This is a genomic window from Bacillus cereus group sp. BfR-BA-01331, assembly GCF_022663915.1.
Taxonomy (GTDB): Bacteria; Bacillota; Bacilli; order Bacillales; family Bacillaceae_G; genus Bacillus_A; species Bacillus_A mycoides.
In genome coordinates, this window is sequence record NZ_JAKUGJ010000009.1 from 1 (window position 1) to 19,459 (window position 19,459).

The following is a 19,459-nucleotide window of genomic DNA, read 5'->3' on the forward strand; positions in this document are numbered from 1 at the left end:
ATTAGGCACGCCGCCAGCGTTCATCCTGAGCCAGGATCAAACTCTCCAATAAAGTTAGTTTGTCTAGCATCTAAAAATAAAAATTGACGTTTCACGTTGTTTGTTTCGTTTAGTTTTCAAAGTTCAACATCGCGTTTCAGCGACTTTCATAATATATCATAGTATATTATTTTCGTCAACAAGTTTTTTTCGATAACTTGTATCTCTCATTTGCTGACTTTTCCTATTATATACACTTTCCTATTGCTATGCAAGTATTATTATAAAAAAATAAGAGGGGGAGAAATCCCCACTCTTACTCTTCAGAAGAATCCTCTTCATTAGATTCTTCTTCTTCATCTTTTTGCGCTTTTGCTACTGTCGCTACCTCTTGCTCATCTTCTAATCGAATTAGACGAACACCTTGTGTATTACGTCCCATTTGAGAGATTTGATCAACCGGCATACGAATAATAACGCCTGCTGCTGTAATTAACATAATGTCTTCTTCGCCTGTTACAGACTTAACCGCTACTAACTTACCGTTTTTATCTGTAATATTACAAGTCTTCAGACCTTTACCACCACGACTTTGCAGGCGGTATTCATCAATCGGTGTACGCTTTCCATAACCATTTTTCGTTACAATTAGAACATTTACATCCTCTTCGACAATTTCCATACCTACAACTTGATCTTCATCACCTAATGTAATTGCTTTTACACCAGCCGCATTACGTCCCATTGAACGCACATCTTGCTCATTGAAACGAATTAACATACCGTTACTTGTCCCAACGATAATATCCTTATCACCAGATGTTAAGCGTACAGAGATTAATTCATCCTCTTCACGAAGAGAAATTGCAATTAAACCATTTGTACGTATATTGGCAAATGATGAAAGTGGTGTTCTCTTAGAGATACCTTGTTTCGTTGTAAAGAATAAGAACTGGTCGTCACCAAATTCACGAATTGGAATAATAGCGTTGATCCACTCACCCTTATCTACCCCTAATAGATTAATAATCGGTATACCTTTTGCTGTACGACTATACTCTGGAATTTCATATCCTTTTGTACGGTATACTTTACCCTTGTTTGTGAAGAATAAAATATGATCATGAGTAGACGTTGTTAATAAATGTTCAACAAAGTCATCATCATTCGTACCCATTCCTTGTACACCACGTCCCCCACGGTTCTGTGTTTTGTACGTAGAAGCCGGTAACCTCTTAATATAACCATTATGAGTAAGTGTAATTGCGATATTTTGTTCTGGGATTAAATCTTCATCCTCTATAGCTTCCATACCGCCAATTGTAATTTCTGTTCTTCTCTTATCATTAAAACGCTCTTTTACTTCAGCTAATTCCTCGCGAATAATTTCAAGAACTTTTTCTTCGTCTGCTAAAATTGCTTTTAACTCTGCAATTATCTTCATTAAATCTTGATATTCTTGTTCGATTTTTTCGCGTTCTAATCCAGTTAAACGTTGCAAACGCATATCTAAAATCGCTTGCGCTTGTTTCTCACTTAAGCCGAAACGTTCCATTAAACCTTGTTTTGCAATATCAGCTGTTTTTGAACTACGGATTAAAGTAATAACTTCATCAAGATGATCTAAAGCAATTCGTAAGCCTTCTAAAATATGAGCACGCGCTTCTGCTTTCTCTAATTCATAAGCAGTACGTCTACGAATCACTACCTTTTGATGCTCTAAATAATAATATAGATTTTGTTTTAAATTTAAGACTTGTGGCTCTCCATTTACAAGAGACAACATATTAATACCGAAGCTTGTTTGGAGTGCTGTATGTTTATATAGATTATTTAATAGTACATTGGCATTGGCATCACGACGTACTTCCATAACAATACGCATACCATTTCGATCTGATTCATCACGTAAATCTGTAATACCTTCAATTTTCTTATCACGAACTAGTTCTGCGATCTTTTCAATTAATCGCGCCTTATTAACTTGATAAGGTAGTTCTGTTACGATAATAGTTTGTTTACCATTTGCTTTCTCTTCAATTTCAACTTTAGCACGAAGTATAATAGAACCGCGACCTGTTTCGTAAGCTCTTCGAATTCCACTTCGCCCTAAGATTAAACCTGAAGTTGGGAAGTCTGGCCCAGGAATATATTCCATTAATTCCGCGATAGTGATATCAGGGTTATGACTTAATGCCAACACACCATCAATTACTTCTCCAAGTTGATGCGGTGGAATGTTTGTTGCCATACCAACCGCAATACCCGTCGTACCATTGACTAATAAGTTAGGGAAACGCGCTGGTAATACAACTGGCTCTCTTTCAGAACCATCGTAGTTATCTTGATAATCAATTGTATTCTTTGTAATATCGCGTATTAATTCCATAGAAATCTTGGACATTCTTGCTTCTGTATAACGCATTGCTGCCGCTGAATCTCCATCAACAGAACCGAAATTACCATGTCCATCAACAAGCATGTAACGTTGACTAAAATCTTGTGCCATACGTACCATTGTTTCATAAACAGCTGAATCACCGTGCGGGTGATACTTACCAATTACTTCGCCGACAATACGCGCCGACTTCTTATATGCTTTATCAGCTGTAATTCCTAAATCATTCATCGCATATAAAACCCTACGATGAACTGGTTTTAATCCATCACGAACATCTGGTAATGCACGAGACACGATAACACTCATTGCGTAATCTAAAAATGAGGTACGCATTTCATGACTAATATTAATTTCTCGAATTCGTGCTTGTTGTTGATTGTCTGACATCAACGAGCACCTCCTCTTACATTTCCGTTACACATACATTGATTTATATGTAGAAGACAGGAATACTTAGATTCCTGTCATTACTCACTTAAATATCAAGGTTTTTCACGTATTTTGCATTTTCTTGGATAAAGTTACGACGCGGCTCTACTTTATCACCCATCAAAATTTCAAATGTTTCATCCGCTTCAATTGCATCTTGAAGGGAAACTTGAAGTAACGAACGTACTTCTGGGTCCATTGTCGTCTCCCACAGCTGAGTTGGATTCATTTCCCCTAGACCTTTATAACGCTGAATCCCAGGCTTAGGTTGAGCTGGTAATTCAGCTAGTATTTTTTCAAGTTCTTTATTGTTATAAGCATATTGAATTTTTTTACCTTGTTGTACTTTAAACAACGGTGGCTGTGCGATATATATATATCCACACTCAATGATTTGACGCATATAACGATAGAAGAACGTTAATAATAGGGTACGAATATGTGCACCATCAACATCGGCATCTGTCATAATAATAACTTTATGATAGCGAGCTTTTTCAATAGCAAAATCCCCACCAATATTTGTACCAATTGCTGTAATAATTGTACGAACTTCATCATTTGATAAAATCTTATCTAAACGTGCCTTTTCAACGTTAATAATTTTACCCTTCAGTGGTAAAATCGCTTGAAAATGACGATCGCGTCCTTGTTTTGCAGATCCGCCCGCAGAGTCACCCTCCACGATATAAATTTCGCTAATTGCTGGATCTTTAGAAGAACAATCAGCTAGCTTCCCTGGTAAACTTGAAACTTCTAGAGCACTCTTTCGGCGCGTTAGTTCACGAGCCTTTTTAGCCGCTACACGTGCACGCGCTGCCATAGTCCCTTTATCTATAATTTTACGTGCAACATTGGGGTTTTCTAGTAAGAACTTTTCAAACGCCTCTGAGAATACAGACTCTGTAATCGTTCTCGCTTCACTATTTCCAAGTTTCGTCTTTGTTTGTCCTTCAAATTGTGGATTTGGATGCTTAATTGACACGATTGCTGTTAAGCCTTCACGAACATCTTCACCAGTTAAATTACTATCCGCATCTTTTAAAATATTATTTTTACGACCATAATCGTTAATTACACGCGTTAGAGCAGTCTTAAAACCTACCTCATGTGTACCGCCTTCATACGTATGAATATTATTTGTAAATGAATAAATATGATTTGTATAGCCTTCGTTATATTGAAGAGCAACCTCAACCTGAATCCCATCTTTTGAACCGTCAACATATACAGGTTCTTCATGAATCGGTTGTTTTGAACGATTTAAATGTTCAACATATGATTTAATTCCACCTTCATAATGGAATTCTTTCTTTTGCTTATGTTCACGCTTATCTTCAATTGTTAATTTAATATTACGATTTAAAAACGCCAACTCACGCATACGAGTCGCTAATGTATCAAATTCGTATTCTGTCGTCTCTGTAAAAATTTCTGAATCTGGCTTAAAGCGTGTGATCGTTCCTGTACGATCAGTTTCACCTATTACTTTTAAATCCGCAGCCGGGACCCCGCGTTCATATTTTTGATAGTGTATTTTTCCATCTCGATGTACAAATACCTCTAATTCTGTTGATAAAGCATTTACAACAGATGCACCTACACCATGCAAACCACCAGAAACTTTATAACCACCACCGCCAAATTTACCACCGGCATGTAGTACCGTCATAATAACTTCTACAGCAGGACGTCCCATTTTTTCTTGTATACCAACAGGGATACCACGACCATCATCTGTTACAACAATACTATTATCTTCTTCAATACTGACATTAATTTCATCACAATATCCTGCTAAAGCTTCATCAATACTGTTATCAACAATTTCCCACACGAGGTGATGAAGACCTTTTCCACTTGTAGAACCAATATACATACCAGGACGCTTTCGAACTGCCTCCAGTCCTTCTAACACCTGAATCTGACTTTCATCATATGCATTTTCCTGCATTTGCTTTTGTTCCATTGACACAAAGATCACCTACTTTTCCATTTAAACAGAAATTATTTTCTGTCTATTTCACAATCTACCGTGCCGTTCGTTACATGAATTGTTTTCGCTTCTTTCAATGTTTCGTGTTCAATTCCCTCGACACTCGTCGTTGTCACAAAGGTTTGTACTTTTCCTTGAATTGTATTTAGCAGATGCGATTGACGATAATCATCTAATTCTGATAACACATCATCTAGTAAAAGAATTGGATATTCCTTAACCTCTGAGTATATCAATTCAATTTCAGCCAATTTTAGGGATAGTGCGGTTGTTCGTTGTTGTCCTTGTGAACCAAAGACTTGAACATTTTTACTATTAACGAAGAATTGTAAATCATCACGATGAGGACCAAGTAAAGTTGTACCCCGAAAAATTTCACGTTGTTTCACAGATTGAAAACTTTCATAGTATACTTCTTTTATTTTCGACAAATCCATTGATTCTGATACATCTACACTTGGTTTATAAACGATTTCTAACTCCTCTAATCCCCTGCTAATTCCGCGATGAATTGGAGCAGCCCATTCTTGTAGTAAATGCAAAAACTCAAAACGTTTTCGCAAAATTTTTGCACCATGCTCAATAAGTTGAAGTGTAAATACATCCAACATCGTTTCCTCATTTTTACTATTCCCTTGCATCTTCTTAAGTAAATGATTTCGTTGCGTGAGTACCTTTTGATATTGACTTAATTCATACAAATAGACCGGAGCTATTTGTCCAAGTTCCATATCCAAAAAGCGTCTTCGTACTTGAGGGCTTCCTTTTACAAGATTTAAATCTTCTGGGGCAAACATAACAACATTCATTTCACCAATATACTGGCTCAATTTTTGTTGTTCTAACTGATTTAACTTTGCCTTTTTACCTTTTTTTGAAATATTTAATTCTAAGGATACTGAACTATTTCGCCTTTGTAATCTACCTTTTATATTACCATAATCCTCATCCCAACGAATGAGTTCACGATCGTTCGAAGTTCTATGAGATTTCGCCATCGCCAATACATAAATAGCTTCCATCAAATTCGTTTTCCCTTGCGCATTTTCACCAATAATTACATTGACTTTATCCTCAAAGGAAAGCTCTAAATGCTCATAATTGCGATAGTTTTTTAATTGTATTTCTGTAATAAACAAAGGGATCCCCCTTTATGCCTGAACTTGGAAAGTTCCGCTTCCCGGAATTTCAACAATATCATTTGCATATAACTTTCGGCCTCTTCTATTTTCAAGTTCTTGATTCACGTATACTTCATATTCTTGTAAGAACCATTTCACAGCGCCACCTGTATCAATTACATCAGCTAACTTTAAAAATTGTCCTAGTGTAATGTATTCTGTTGAAATCTTAATAAGTTTCATAAAATCGCTCACTTTCTGAAAGTGTTCATTCTTTCATTGTACTAAATAAACTAGCATTAGGAAAGTAATACCCCACAAATCAAATAAGGGTCACTAGTACCTTTACACTAGCAACCCTTAATCCTTACTTAGTAAGTACGGACTGGTAAAATTAATTGGATAATGGAATCATCATTTACTGTGCGAATTAAAAACGGTCTCATCGCTCCAGTAAAACTAACTTTAATTTCTGTACTATCTAAAGCCTTTAATGCGTCCATCATATATTTTGCACTAAAAGATATTTTTAATTCTTCTCCATCTACATTTTCACATTGAACCTCTTCTACTACTTTTCCGATTTCTGGTGCATTCGAAGAAATCTCTAACATCTGTTGTTCTAATGTCGATAATTTAACAACGTTGTTACGACCATCTCTTGCTAACAGCGACGCACGATCAATCGCTTGTAAAAATTCCTTTGTATTTACAAATATATCAGTTTTACTTTCAGCTGGAATTAAACGCGTTGTATCTGGATAATTTCCTTCTAATAATCTTGAGAAGAATAATAAATGTTTTGTACGGAATAATACTTGATACTCCGTAATAACGATATCTACCATTTCTTCAGATTCATCTAGAATTTTACTTAATTCACTTAAGCTCTTACCAGGAATAACGACATTCGCTTGAAATTCATCGGCAATATTATACCCTTCGATTTTTGCTTTACGAAGTGCTAGTCTGTGACTATCTGTTGCAATACAAGTTAGCTCGCTGTTATATACCTTCCAGTTTACACCTGTCAAGATCGGTCTTGTTTCAGAACTTGAAACTGCAAATACTGTTTGACGAATCATGTGCTTTAGTAAATCTGTTGGAATCTTAAATACATGATGTTCTTCGATTTGTGGTAATAACGGATATTCAGCAGCATCTAAACCATTTAAGTTGAACTCTGATTTTCCAGATTTTATTTTTGTCATAAAATGATTTTCCACAGAAATTTCGACAGTTTCTTTAGGTAATTTTTTTACGATCTCACTAAAATATTTTGCTTGTAAAATAATACTTCCTGATTGTTTAATTTCCACAATTTCTTTTCCAGCATCTTCGACTGGGATAAATGATTCGATAGAGATGTCTGCATCACTACCTGTTAAAGTAACTCCTTCTTCAGTTGCTACAACTTTAATCCCTGTAAGAATTGGAATTGTTGTACGAGAAGAAACTGCCTTCATTACATCTTGTACACTTCTTACAAGATAGTCTTTTTGTATTGTAAAACGCATAACGAAAAACCTCCGGTAAGTATAAGATTTTATTTATTTAATAAAGATAAAAAAGTAGTAGTAATAGTACTAGGGCTTGTGGATATGTGGATAACCCTGTTTAAAGATGTAAAAACAGTCTATCTACATGTGGATAGACTGTGCGTAAAATAAGCTAAGTTATTCACACTATTCAGCTACTACTATTTTAAAATATCCTTAACTTCTTCAACGTGTTTTTGTAATTGAGTATCCGTTTTTAATAGCTTCGAAATTTTTTCGTGAGCATGGATTACTGTTGTATGATCGCGGCCACCAAATTCTTCACCTATTTTTGGCAAAGATGAGTCCGTAAGTTCACGTGATAAATACATCGCAATTTGGCGAGGGAATGCAACGGATTTTGTCCGTTTTTTTGCTTTGAAATCTTCTAATTTTACTTGATAGACGCCCCCAACAGCCTTTTGAATATCAGAAATAGAAATAATTCTAGGTATAGAGTTTGGAATAATATTTTTAAGCGCTTCAGCCGCTAAATCAGCATTCATATCTTTATTAATTAAAGATGAATAAGCTACAACTCGAATAAGTGCACCCTCTAGTTCACGAATATTTGAATCGATTTGATTTGCGATATAAAGCATAACTTCATTTGGTATATCAAGACCTTCTGCTTTTGCTTTTTTACGTAAAATTGCGATTCTAGTTTCTAAATCTGGTGGCGTAATGTCCGTAATTAACCCCCATTCAAAGCGAGAACGAAGGCGATCTTCTAAAGTTGGGATTTCTTTTGGTGGTCTATCGCTTGAAATCACAATTTGTTTACTTTCTTCATGTAACGCATTAAATGTATGGAAAAACTCTTCCTGTGTTTGTTCTTTTCCCGCAAGAAATTGAATATCATCTATCAATAAGACATCTACATTACGATATTTATTACGAAAATCGACAGCTTTATTATCACGAATTGAATTAATAAATTCATTTGTAAATTTTTCAGATGATAAATATACAACTTTTGCATTTGGGTTGTGTTCAATTACATAATGCCCAATTGCGTGCATTAAATGTGTTTTTCCAAGTCCAACGCCCCCGTAAATAAAGAGCGGATTATAGGCTTTAGCTGGTGCTTCAGCTACAGCTAAAGAAGCAGCATGTGCAAAACGATTACCAGAGCCAATAACAAATGTATCAAATGTATATTTTGGGTTTAACATACTCTGTGGTAAGTGATTAGACTCATCATGTGCGTGTTTTTGCTTAACAGAAGGGAGATCTATATCCTCTTCTGCCTGACTTTGGGGAATGATAAAACGAATAGCTAGTTTTGCCCCTGTTAAATCATAAAGTGTTTCGGAGATTAGTTCCGAATAGTGAGATTCTAGCCAGTCACGAGCGAATTCATTTGGAGCTGTAATAGTTAATACATCTTTTTTTAAGTTATGAGCAGTCGTTGATTTTAACCATGTTTCATAACTTGGCTTGCTTACCTTTTTTTCTAATTCTTTTAAGGCACTATTCCATAAATCAGAGATATTTTCCAAAGGTGTCCCTCCTTTACAAAGATGGTAAAAGAATAAGGTTGCGCAACAATTGTACAACCTGTAAATATTTCTAATGCATATTTATACGAAACGTATTTTAAAATATAAAAACGTCGTTAGTATCCGAGATAGAGTTTTCGACAAAATAACAAATGTGGACAACTATTTACCCACATGTGATTTAAACTATCCACATGTTATACACAAATTGTGGATAAAATAAAGATGTGGAAAACTTATTCAAAGTGAAAACACAACTATAATATCAAAAAAAAGCAGCTATAGCAATGAATTTAAGAAAGTTATCCACAAAATCAATACCTTGTGGAATAAACTTGTCCACAACACGATATACTGTGTAAAAGCAAAAAAAGGGTTTGTGGATATAAAAAAGAGAAAAAATATTTATCCACAAGGAAATATAGGGACTGTGAAAAAGTATGTGAATAGGTTGAAAATGAATATTTGATGAAAATTTCGAGAACCATTGACATTTTCCTATTTGATTTACTATAATTTATTAGACTGTCTTTAACAGATATTCCTCAGGGAGGTGTCATATAATGAAAAGAACTTACCAACCAAATAAACGTAAGCGCAGCAAAGTACATGGTTTCCGCAGCCGTATGAGCACAGCAAACGGACGTAGAGTGCTTGCAGCTCGTCGTCGTAAAGGAAGAAAAGTATTATCTGCGTAGACCACTGAACGTTCAGTGGTCTTTTTTTCTAATAATAATGAGTTTCCGCTGATGAAATACAGGAGTGTCAAATGATATGAAGAAAAAAAATCGTATAAAAAAGAATGATGAATTCCAGGCTGTTTTCCAAAAAGGACAATCAAATGCCAATCGCCAGTTTGTTGTATACAAATTAGATAAAGAAAAACAGCCGCATTTTCGCATTGGTCTTTCTGTTAGTAAGAAAATAGGAAATGCAGTAGTGCGTAATCGAATTAAGCGTATGATTCGCCAATCGATTATAGAATTAAAAGATGAGATAGATTCTGGAAAAGATTTTGTTATAATAGCAAGGAAGCCTTGTGCAGAGATGACATATGAAGAGTTAAAGAAAAGCTTAATTCATGTCTTTAAACGCTCTGGTATGAAAAGAATAAAAAAGTAGCGTAAGGAAATGAATTACACTATATACATACCGAAACAAGGAGGAGCAGGCTTTGAAAAAGAAAATAGGTTTATTAGCCATGGTTATTATGTTAATGGCAATCGCTACCGGTTGTAGTGAAACAAATCAGCCGATTACACCGAAAAGCACTGGGATTTGGAATGAATATTTCGTATACCCGCTTTCTCAGTTAATCACGTATTTTGCAGAATTATTTGGTAGTAATTACGGTTTAGCAATCGTTGTTACAACTCTTATCATTCGTTTTGCATTATTACCATTAATGATTAAACAAACGAAGAGTACGAAAGCAATGCAGGCGTTACAACCAGAAATGGTGAAATTAAAAGAGAAATATAGTTCTAAAGATCAAGCAACACAGCAAAAACTACAACAAGAAATGATGCAGTTATATCAAAAGAATGGTGTAAACCCATTAGCAGGATGTTTACCAATATTTGTTCAGATGCCTATTTTATTCGCGTTTTATCATGCGATTATGAGAACAACAGCAATTAGTGAACATACATTTTTATGGTTCGATTTAGGACAGGCGGATCCGTTCTATATCCTTCCAATTGTTGCAGCTATTACGACGTTTATTCAGCAAAAGCTTGCAATGGCAGGAACGGCTGGACAAAATCCGCAAATGGCAATGATGATTTGGCTTATGCCAATTATGATTTTAGTCTTTGCAATTAACTTCCCAGCAGCACTATCATTGTACTGGGTAGTTGGTAATATCTTTGGTATCGCTCAAATGTATATGATCAAAGGGCCTGATATTAAGGCTAGTAAGGCAGGAGGATCAAGCAAGTGAGTATGATTACTGCTAAAGGACAAACAGTCGAGCTGGCAGTACAAGATGCTTTAAGACAATTAAATGCTTCGAAAGATCGAGTAGATATAAATATTATCGATGAGGGTAAGAGGGGGTTCCTAGGTTTATTTGGGAATCGCCCCGCTGTTGTAGAAGTTGTATTGAAAAAAGATCCAATCCAAGAATGTGAAGAATATTTAAAAAATGTTATTCAAAATATGGGTGTGGAAGTTGAGATTAGAAAAATTGTAAAAGGACGCGAAGTTGAATTTACAATTTCTGGTGAAAATATTGGTGTTTTAATTGGTAAAAGAGGGAATACATTGAATTCTTTACAGTATTTAACAAAACTTGTTGCGAACCGTAATACAAAGCAATATATTGGTATTACACTGGATGCTGAAAACTATCGTAGTAAAAGAAAAAATACGTTAGAATCTCTTTCCTATCGATTAGCAAAACAAGTAGTGAGTACGAAAAAAAGAGTTGTTCTAGAACCAATGCCTTCTTTCGAACGAAAAATTATTCACCAAGCATTATCTAATCATCAAAATATCATTACAACTTCTGAAGGAAAAGAACCACATCGGTATGTTGTAATATCTTCCAAGTGACCGGTTACTCAATTGAGTGCCGGTTTTTTTGAGGAGAAAATAAATGTGGATAACTAAAAAACACTAAACTTATCCACTGTGAATAAGTTTAGTGTTTTTTACATAAGGACATAATAAAATGAGTTATTATTCTTTTGTAGATAGGTTCGTTATGGTATCCTAATAATTTAGTGACGGAAAAAATTCATGTTGAAATAGAGATAAATAAGCAAGTGAGGTGAAAGGACATGGAATTTGATACAATTGCCGCAATTTCCACAGCACTTGGGGAAGGTGCAATTGCCATTGTTCGAGTAAGTGGGGATGATGCGATTGAGAAAGTCGATCGTATTTTTAAAGGGAAGGATTTAACACAGGTTTCTTCTCATACAATTCATTATGGTCATATTGTCGATTTAGATACAAATCAAGTTATTGAAGAAGTTATGGTGTCCATTATGCGTGCACCAAGGACTTTTACGCGTGAAAATATAGTAGAAATTAACTGTCATGGTGGACTTGTTTCGGTAAATAAAGTATTACAGCTTATTTTAGCGCAAGGAGTACGACTGGCAGAGCCTGGTGAATTTACAAAACGTGCTTTTTTAAATGGACGTATTGATTTGTCACAAGCAGAAGCTGTTATGGACTTAATCCGTGCGAAAACAGATCGTGCTATGAATGTAGCGATTAACCAAATGGAAGGACGATTATCTAAATTAATCGGCCACCTGCGTCAAGAAATATTAGAAACATTAGCTCATATTGAAGTGAATATAGATTACCCAGAATATGATGATGTAGAAGAGATGACGCATAATATTTTAATTGAGAAAGCTACACATGTCCGTGCTGAAATTGCAAAGATATTAGAAACATCGAAGCAAGGAAAGATTTTACGTGAAGGCATTTCTACCGCGATTATCGGTAGACCTAACGTTGGGAAATCATCGCTATTAAATAGTCTTGTTCAAGAGAAAAAGGCAATTGTAACTGATATTGCAGGAACAACTCGTGATGTTATTGAAGAGTACGTTAATGTGCGTGGTGTACCACTTAAACTTATAGATACAGCCGGAATTCGTGAAACGGAAGATATTGTTGAACGAATTGGTGTAGAGCGTTCGAAGGAAATGATGAGCCAAGCAGACTTAGTGTTAATTGTAGTGAACTATAGCGAGGCTTTAACAAATGAAGATGAGGATCTATTCCGTGCCGTACAAGGAAAAGATTTCATTGTCATTGTAAATAAGACAGATTTACCGCAAGGAATTGATATGGAACGTGTTACAGATTTAGCGGTAGGCAATCGTGTTATTACAACATCTTTAATTGAGGAGCAAGGAATAGATGAGCTTGAAAAGGCAATAGCTGATTTATTCTTTGAAGGAACAATTGATTCTGCGGATATGACATACGTGTCTAATGCGAGACATATCGGATTATTAACACAAGCAGGAAGAACAATTAACGATGCAATTGAAGCGATAGAAAATGGTGTTCCGATTGATATGGTTCAAATTGATTTAACAAGAGCTTGGGAAATACTTGGTGAAATTACTGGTGATACTGTCCATGAAAGTTTAATTGACCAATTGTTCTCTCAATTTTGTTTAGGAAAATAAAGTAAAACTTTAATCAGAGATGATTTAGTAAGATAGAGGTTATTAGGAGGAATAAACAATGGGATACAATGCCGGTTCATATGATGTCATAGTAATCGGTGCAGGTCATGCAGGATGTGAAGCTGGTCTTGCGGCAGCACGAATGGGCTCAAAAACATTAATGTTAACAATTAACTTAGATATGGTAGCGTTCATGCCATGTAACCCTTCTGTTGGTGGACCAGCAAAAGGGATTGTTGTTCGTGAAATTGATGCATTAGGCGGAGAAATGGGACGCAATATTGATAAAACACATATTCAAATGCGTATGTTAAATACGGGTAAAGGACCAGCTGTACGCGCGCTTCGTGCACAAGCTGATAAATTCTCTTACCAGCATGAATTAAAGAAAACAATTGAAGAAACACCAAACTTAACGTTGTTTCAAGGTCTGGTAGAGCGTTTAATTATTGAAGATGGTGTATGTAAAGGGGTAATTACGCAAGCTGGTGCTGAATATACAGCGAAAACAGTTGTAATTACAACGGGAACATTTTTACGCGGTGAGATTATTATGGGAGATTTAAAATATTCAAGTGGTCCGAATAATCAGCAACCATCTATTACATTATCTGAACACTTAGAGGAACTTGGTTTTGATCTTGTTAGATTTAAAACAGGTACACCTCCGCGTGTAAACAGTAATACGATTGATTATAGTAAAACAGAAATTCAACCAGGTGATGATAAGCCACGTGCTTTCTCTTTTGAAACGACAAAATTTATTATGGATCAAATTCCATGTTGGTTAACGTATACAAGTACAGAAACCCATCGTTTAATAGATGAAAACTTACATCGCTCAGCTATGTATTCTGGTATGATTAAAGGAACAGGGCCTAGATATTGCCCTTCAATTGAAGACAAGGTAGTAAGATTTAATGATAAACCACGTCATCAAATTTTCTTAGAGCCAGAAGGACGTAATACACAAGAAGTATATGTACAAGGCTTATCGACGAGCTTACCAGAAGATGTACAGCGTGCAATGCTTAGAACAATTCCTGGCCTGGAAAATGTTGAAATGATGCGTACGGGTTATGCAATTGAATATGATGCGATCGTACCAACTCAACTATGGCCAACACTTGAAACGAAAAAAATTAAAAATTTATATACAGCAGGACAAATTAACGGGACTTCTGGTTACGAAGAAGCAGCAGGACAAGGGCTTATGGCTGGGATTAATGCAGCGTGTCGTTCTTTAGGTAAAAAAGAAGTTATTTTAGGTCGTGCTGATGCTTATATTGGTGTCTTAATTGATGACCTTGTAACGAAAGGTACAAATGAACCATATCGTTTATTAACGTCTCGTGCAGAATATCGCCTATTATTACGCCATGATAATGCTGACCTTCGTTTAACTGAAGTTGGTCGTGAAATTGGCTTAATTAAAGAAGATCGCTATGAGCGATTTACAAATAAAAAGTTACAAATTGAACAGGAGAAGGAACGGTTAGAGAGTATTTTTATTAAACCGCGCCCTGAAGTTCAAGAATTAATTCGTAGTATTGGCGGAAGTGAATTGAAAGATGGAATACGTGCAAGTGACTTATTACGTCGTCCAGAGGTGACATATGAGCATATTCATCTTTTAGTACCAAGTGAAGTAGCATTAAGCGATGAAATTACGGAACAAGTTGAAATTCAGACCAAGTACGAAGGATACATTGAAAAATCTTTACAGCAAGTAGACCGTATGAAGAAAATGGAAAACAAAAAAATTCCTGTGGATATTGATTATGATGCGATTTCTAGCCTTGCCTCAGAAGCGAGACAGAAATTGAAAGATGTTCGTCCGCTTTCAATGGGGCAAGCTTCACGTATTTCTGGCGTAAATCCAGCTGATGTTTCCATTTTGCTTATTTACATTGAACAAGGAAAAATTGCACGAGTATCGAACCAATAACATAGTAAGGAGATATTGCTAGATGAACATAGAACAATTTCAATCTATGCTAGAAGAGAAGGGTATTTCCCTCTCTTCTAGACAGTTAGAGCAGTTCGGAATCTATTTTGAAACATTAGTAGAGTGGAATGAAAAAATGAACTTAACGGCTATTACGGAGAAAGAAGAAGTATACTTAAAACACTTTTTTGATTCTGTTACAGCGGCTTTTTATTATGATTTTTCGAAACCATTTTCTATTTGTGATGTTGGAGCAGGAGCTGGATTCCCAAGTATCCCTTTAAAAATCTGTTTCCCGCACTTAAAAGTAACAATTGTAGATTCATTACAAAAACGTATTAATTTTTTAAATCACTTAGCGCAAAAGTTAGAATTAAGTGATGTTGCATTTTGTCATGATCGTGCTGAAACATTTGGAAAAAAAGAAGGTGTACGTGAAGCATACGATATTGTAATGGCACGTGCAGTTGCACGTCTTTCTGTATTAAGTGAGCTATGTTTACCACTTGTAAAAGTAGGGGGAACATTCATTGCAATGAAAGGTGCAGCGGCTAACGAAGAAATCGAAAATGGCAAATATGCTTTAGAGGTACTTGGCGGAGAATTGAAAGAAATGTCTACGTTCCAATTACCGTTTGAAGAAAGTGAACGTAATATTTTATTAATCGAGAAAAAGCGCAAGACACCAAAGAAATATCCACGCAAACCGGGAACGCCCAATAAATTACCTATTGAAAAATAAATCTTATTAGACGTAAGATTAAATTATATAAATGAAAACGTAAATGTTTCATAGGAAACATTTTATGTAGAACAGTCAATAGGCCTAAAAGGTGGTGGAATATGTATGAAAAATACGTTTTCTCGTTTATTTGGCTTTGGAGATAAAGAGAGCGAATTCGAATTACAAGACGAAAGCCATGAAGAAATAGCTAAAAAGGTATATGAAGAAATACAGGAAATTCCGATAGTAAACATTACCCCTAACCGTTATCAACCACGAACAGTTTTTGACGATGCACGTATTGAGGAGCTAGCATTAACGATTCGTACACATGGGCTTATCCAGCCGATTGTTGTGAGACAGTATGAGGATGATAAGTACGAGATTATTGCCGGGGAAAGGCGTTTCCGCGCAGCAACAAAGTTAGGGTGGGAAAAAGTTCCTGCAATAATAAAGAATTTAAATGATACTGAGACAGCTTCTGTAGCGTTAATTGAAAATTTGCAGCGTGAGGAATTAACAGCAATTGAGGAAGCTGTGGCATATCAAAAGCTGATTGAGTTACATAATTTAACACAAGAAGCATTGGCACAACGACTTGGAAAAGGACAATCGACAGTCGCAAATAAATTGCGATTATTAAAATTGCCTGAAGAAATCAAAAGTGCATTATTAGAAAAAAGTATTACAGAACGGCATGCTCGCGCCCTTATTCCTTTGAAAAATGAGGAATTACAACTGAAGGTTTTACAAGAGATTGTGGAGAAGCAATTGAATGTAAAGCAAACAGAAGAACGAATTGCAAAGTTACTAGAAGAAGTAAAACCAAAGCGCAAAGCGAAGCAAAAAGCAGTAAGTCGAGATGCGAGAATTGCTATGAACACAATTAGACAATCATTACAAATGGTTGCTAATAGTGGTTTGAATGTTAATTCTGCGGAAGAAGAGTTTGATGAATACTATCAAATTACGATTAAAATTCCGAAGAAAAAATAATTACGTGCTAGAGACCTTATCCTATTGGAGAGGTCTCTTTTACTATATTTTCTTGTTAAAGCAAGAAGGAGTTTAGAAATAAATTTTGAAGTTTAATAAGGACGTAAAAGAAAAACTTTTATTTCATGTTACAATAAACGTAATTGTTTCTAGAATAAGAAAGAAAGGTTGAAAGTAGGTGACATCATGGGAAAAATCATTGCTATTGCTAATCAAAAAGGCGGTGTTGGAAAAACAACAACATCCGTTAATTTAGGGGCTGGATTGGCACAAGTAGGAAAAAAAGTCCTTCTCGTAGATATTGATGCTCAAGGAAATGCAACGACTGGTGTAGGGATTGAAAAGTCTGAATTAGATCAATGTATTTATAATGTTCTTGTAGAAGATGCAGATGTTCAAGGTGCCATACGGAAAACCGCAACTGAAAACTTAGATGTTCTACCCGCTACAATTCAATTGGCTGGTGCTGAAATTGAATTGGTACCAACCATTTCCCGGGAAGTACGCTTGCAAAGAGCGTTACAGCCGATTCGTGATGAATATGAGTATATTATTATTGACTGTCCCCCATCCTTAGGGTTATTAACGATTAATGCATTAACAGCAGCAGATTCTGTTATTATTCCTGTACAGTGTGAATATTACGCGCTGGAAGGGTTAAGTCAGCTATTAAATACAGTTCGACTTGTGCAAAAGCATTTAAATAAAAATTTAGCAATTCAAGGTGTATTGTTAACGATGTTGGATGCTCGCACAAATTTAGGAATTCAAGTTATAGATGAAGTGAAAAAATACTTTAGAGATAAAGTATATCGTTCGATTATTCCTCGTAATGTTCGTTTAAGTGAGGCACCAAGTCATGGAAAACCAATTATGCAGTATGACGCTAAATCAAGAGGAGCAGAAGTATATTTAGATTTAGCAGAGGAAGTGATTGCAGGTGGCTAAGGGATTAGGAAGAGGAATCAACGTGTTTTTTCCAGATTTAGATGTGAAAGAAGAAGAAACAATTCAGGAGATTATAGTAACTGAATTAAGGCCGAATCCATATCAACCACGTAAACATTTCAATAAAGAAGCGATTCAGGAATTAGCGGCTTCTATTAAAGAGCACGGTATCTTGCAACCGTTAATTGCTCGAAAGAGTATTAAAGGATATGAAATAGTTGCAGGTGAAAGAAGATATCGTGCTGCTAAAGAGGCCGGACTTGAGAAAGTGCCTGCTGTCGTAAGGCAATTAAATGAGCAGCAAATGATGGAATTTGCTTTGCTTGAAAACTTACAACGAGAAGATTTAAATCCTATGGAAGAGGCAATGGCATATCAGATGTTAATGAACGAGCTAAATGTAACACAAGAACAATTAGCAAAACGTCTTGGTAAAAGCAGGCCTTATATCGCAAATTATACTCGTTTGTTAAGCCTCCCTTCATTCGTTCAAGATATGATTGCAAACGGTCAACTTTCAATGGCTCATGGAAGAACCTTACTTACAATAAAAGATGAAGAACAGTTGAAATCTTTATTGAAGCGAATTGAAAAAGAAGGACTGAATGTTCGCCAATTGGAACAAATTGTCCAGGAAATTAATCAACGTGTTTCACGTGAAACACAACAAGTGAAAAAAGAAAGAAATATATTTTTTGTAGAGCGTGAAACGTTTTTAAGAGAAAAGTTTGGTACGGATGTAAAAATTAAAGAAACGAAAAAAGAAAAAGGTAAAATCGAAATTGAATTTTTTAATAAAGAAGATTTAAATCGAATTTTAGAATTATTATCAAAGGGAAATTAAAAAGCAAACCATCTTATTGTTTATAGATGGTTTGCTTTTTTTAATGCAGATAATTTTTGATCGGTTTCTTTTATACTTTGTGCAATTACATCGGCCATCTTCATAACTAAACTTAGTCTTGTATTTTGAAGTACGAAAAACTCCATGAAACCATTTAAATTTACGATGCCATGAATATGCAAATCACCAATTTCAGGTAATTTCTTATTCATTGCAGCTCCAGGTTTACTGGGACCCTTTCCGGTAGTTATAGAACCGATACTTTGAGATTTTCCTAAACATGCATCAACAGCAATAATAAATGAAGTAGGGTTTTCTTTCTGTATATTCTGAATTTTTTCCTCTAGATTTAGTGCATGTATTGGTTCGTCTAGTGTGCCGAATACTTGAAGGTTTTTGATTTCAATTTGTTCTAGTTTAGTACCAACTAATGGACCAAGTGCATCACCGGTGGAACGGTCTGTTCCGATACAAACGAGAATGAGTGGCATATTAGTCTTAATGGGAATATGGGAAAGTAAGAAATTACTGATTGTCTCAGAGGCTTCTAAGTCATGATGCATAACATTTTGAGTTTCTTTTTCAAAAAAAGGTAAGCGAAAACTTCTAATATTCATGAAGCACCCATCCTTTTAATAAATTTTCACAATATGTTATATGGTGTGTGAAATGGAAAATTATAAGTGCATACTTTCTACAAACTGTGAATGAAAATGGAAATAATAGTACTAGTATATATATATTCGTTTCATTTTATACCTGAATGGAAGTTAACAAATGGAATTAAAGTCATAAATTTTTTTCAGAAATCAGAGAGAGTTCTGATACAATAATAAGGATAACTAAAAAGAAATTTTAGCTAGAGAGGTAGAG

17 protein-coding genes are annotated in these 19,459 nt (G+C 35.4%); 10 read left to right on the forward strand and 7 right to left on the reverse strand.

Annotated features, from left to right (window positions below):
• Nucleotides 1-295 precede the first annotated feature (295 nt).
• The 6 genes from gyrA to dnaA all read right to left on the reverse strand — a co-directional run bounded on the left by gyrA (nt 296) and on the right by dnaA (nt 8,966).
• Entirely contained in the window at nt 296-2,767 is a 2,472-nt protein-coding gene (gyrA, locus tag MR155_RS17310; RefSeq protein ID WP_002016488.1) for a DNA gyrase subunit A, read from the reverse strand.
• Between the two features lie 88 nt (nt 2,768-2,855).
• A complete protein-coding gene (gyrB, locus tag MR155_RS17315; RefSeq protein WP_002034986.1) occupies nt 2,856-4,778 on the reverse strand; it encodes a DNA topoisomerase (ATP-hydrolyzing) subunit B in 1,923 nt (640 codons plus the stop codon).
• A gap of 38 nt (nt 4,779-4,816) precedes the next feature.
• Nucleotides 4,817-5,944, reverse strand: coding sequence for a DNA replication/repair protein RecF (gene recF / locus MR155_RS17320; protein ID WP_002016486.1), 1,128 nt, complete (start codon nt 5,942-5,944; stop codon nt 4,817-4,819).
• Nucleotides 5,945-5,956: 12 nt separating this feature from the next.
• The gene (gene yaaA / locus MR155_RS17325) at nt 5,957-6,169 is read right to left on the reverse strand and encodes a S4 domain-containing protein YaaA (RefSeq protein WP_002016484.1); all 213 of its coding nucleotides are present in this window, start codon (nt 6,167-6,169) and stop codon (nt 5,957-5,959) included.
• A 128-nt stretch (nt 6,170-6,297) separates the two neighbouring features.
• Nucleotides 6,298-7,443 (reverse strand): DNA polymerase III subunit beta, encoded by a 1,146-nt coding sequence (gene dnaN, locus MR155_RS17330; RefSeq protein WP_002016482.1) that lies wholly within the window; start codon nt 7,441-7,443, stop codon nt 6,298-6,300.
• Between the two features lie 182 nt (nt 7,444-7,625).
• The gene (dnaA, locus tag MR155_RS17335; RefSeq protein ID WP_002016481.1) at nt 7,626-8,966 is read right to left on the reverse strand and encodes a chromosomal replication initiator protein DnaA; all 1,341 of its coding nucleotides are present in this window, start codon (nt 8,964-8,966) and stop codon (nt 7,626-7,628) included.
• A gap of 563 nt (nt 8,967-9,529) precedes the next feature.
• Between dnaA and rpmH the strand changes: the two genes are divergently transcribed.
• From rpmH to spo0J, 10 genes are all read left to right on the forward strand, one after another.
• Entirely contained in the window at nt 9,530-9,664 is a 135-nt protein-coding gene (gene rpmH / locus MR155_RS17340; RefSeq protein WP_002068706.1) for a 50S ribosomal protein L34, read from the forward strand.
• 76 nt (nt 9,665-9,740) lie between these two features.
• Nucleotides 9,741-10,088, forward strand: coding sequence for a ribonuclease P protein component (rnpA, locus tag MR155_RS17345; protein WP_002089963.1), 348 nt, complete (start codon nt 9,741-9,743; stop codon nt 10,086-10,088).
• 52 nt (nt 10,089-10,140) lie between these two features.
• Nucleotides 10,141-10,908 carry a YidC family membrane integrase SpoIIIJ gene (spoIIIJ, locus tag MR155_RS17350; protein ID WP_002016477.1) on the forward strand — a complete coding sequence of 256 codons (768 nt, stop codon included), beginning with the start codon at nt 10,141-10,143 and terminating at the stop codon, nt 10,906-10,908.
• The gene (jag, locus tag MR155_RS17355) at nt 10,905-11,522 is read left to right on the forward strand and encodes an RNA-binding cell elongation regulator Jag/EloR (RefSeq protein ID WP_002166368.1); all 618 of its coding nucleotides are present in this window, start codon (nt 10,905-10,907) and stop codon (nt 11,520-11,522) included. Before spoIIIJ ends, jag begins: the two co-directional genes overlap by 4 nt.
• Before the next feature lie 227 nt (nt 11,523-11,749).
• Complete coding sequence (gene mnmE, locus MR155_RS17360; protein ID WP_002130195.1) at nt 11,750-13,126, forward strand: tRNA uridine-5-carboxymethylaminomethyl(34) synthesis GTPase MnmE; 1,377 nt, start codon at nt 11,750-11,752, stop codon at nt 13,124-13,126.
• 58 nt (nt 13,127-13,184) lie between these two features.
• On the forward strand, nt 13,185-15,074 hold the full coding sequence (gene mnmG, locus MR155_RS17365) for a tRNA uridine-5-carboxymethylaminomethyl(34) synthesis enzyme MnmG (RefSeq protein WP_113936108.1): 1,890 nt from the start codon (nt 13,185-13,187) through the stop codon (nt 15,072-15,074).
• A gap of 22 nt (nt 15,075-15,096) precedes the next feature.
• The gene (rsmG, locus tag MR155_RS17370; RefSeq protein ID WP_002016472.1) at nt 15,097-15,816 is read left to right on the forward strand and encodes a 16S rRNA (guanine(527)-N(7))-methyltransferase RsmG; all 720 of its coding nucleotides are present in this window, start codon (nt 15,097-15,099) and stop codon (nt 15,814-15,816) included.
• 105 nt (nt 15,817-15,921) lie between these two features.
• Nucleotides 15,922-16,794 carry a nucleoid occlusion protein gene (gene noc, locus MR155_RS17375; RefSeq protein ID WP_002016471.1) on the forward strand — a complete coding sequence of 291 codons (873 nt, stop codon included), beginning with the start codon at nt 15,922-15,924 and terminating at the stop codon, nt 16,792-16,794.
• A 186-nt stretch (nt 16,795-16,980) separates the two neighbouring features.
• Nucleotides 16,981-17,742, forward strand: a complete 762-nt coding sequence (soj, locus tag MR155_RS17380; protein ID WP_002016469.1) for a sporulation initiation inhibitor protein Soj — start codon at nt 16,981-16,983, stop codon at nt 17,740-17,742.
• Nucleotides 17,735-18,586, forward strand: coding sequence for a stage 0 sporulation protein Spo0J (gene spo0J / locus MR155_RS17385; RefSeq protein WP_171902578.1), 852 nt, complete (start codon nt 17,735-17,737; stop codon nt 18,584-18,586). Before soj ends, spo0J begins: the two co-directional genes overlap by 8 nt.
• Before the next feature lie 20 nt (nt 18,587-18,606).
• Here the strand turns inward: spo0J and yyaC are convergent, their stop codons facing one another.
• The gene (yyaC, locus tag MR155_RS17390; protein WP_002089953.1) at nt 18,607-19,203 is read right to left on the reverse strand and encodes a spore protease YyaC; all 597 of its coding nucleotides are present in this window, start codon (nt 19,201-19,203) and stop codon (nt 18,607-18,609) included.
• Nucleotides 19,204-19,459: the final 256 nt, after the last annotated feature.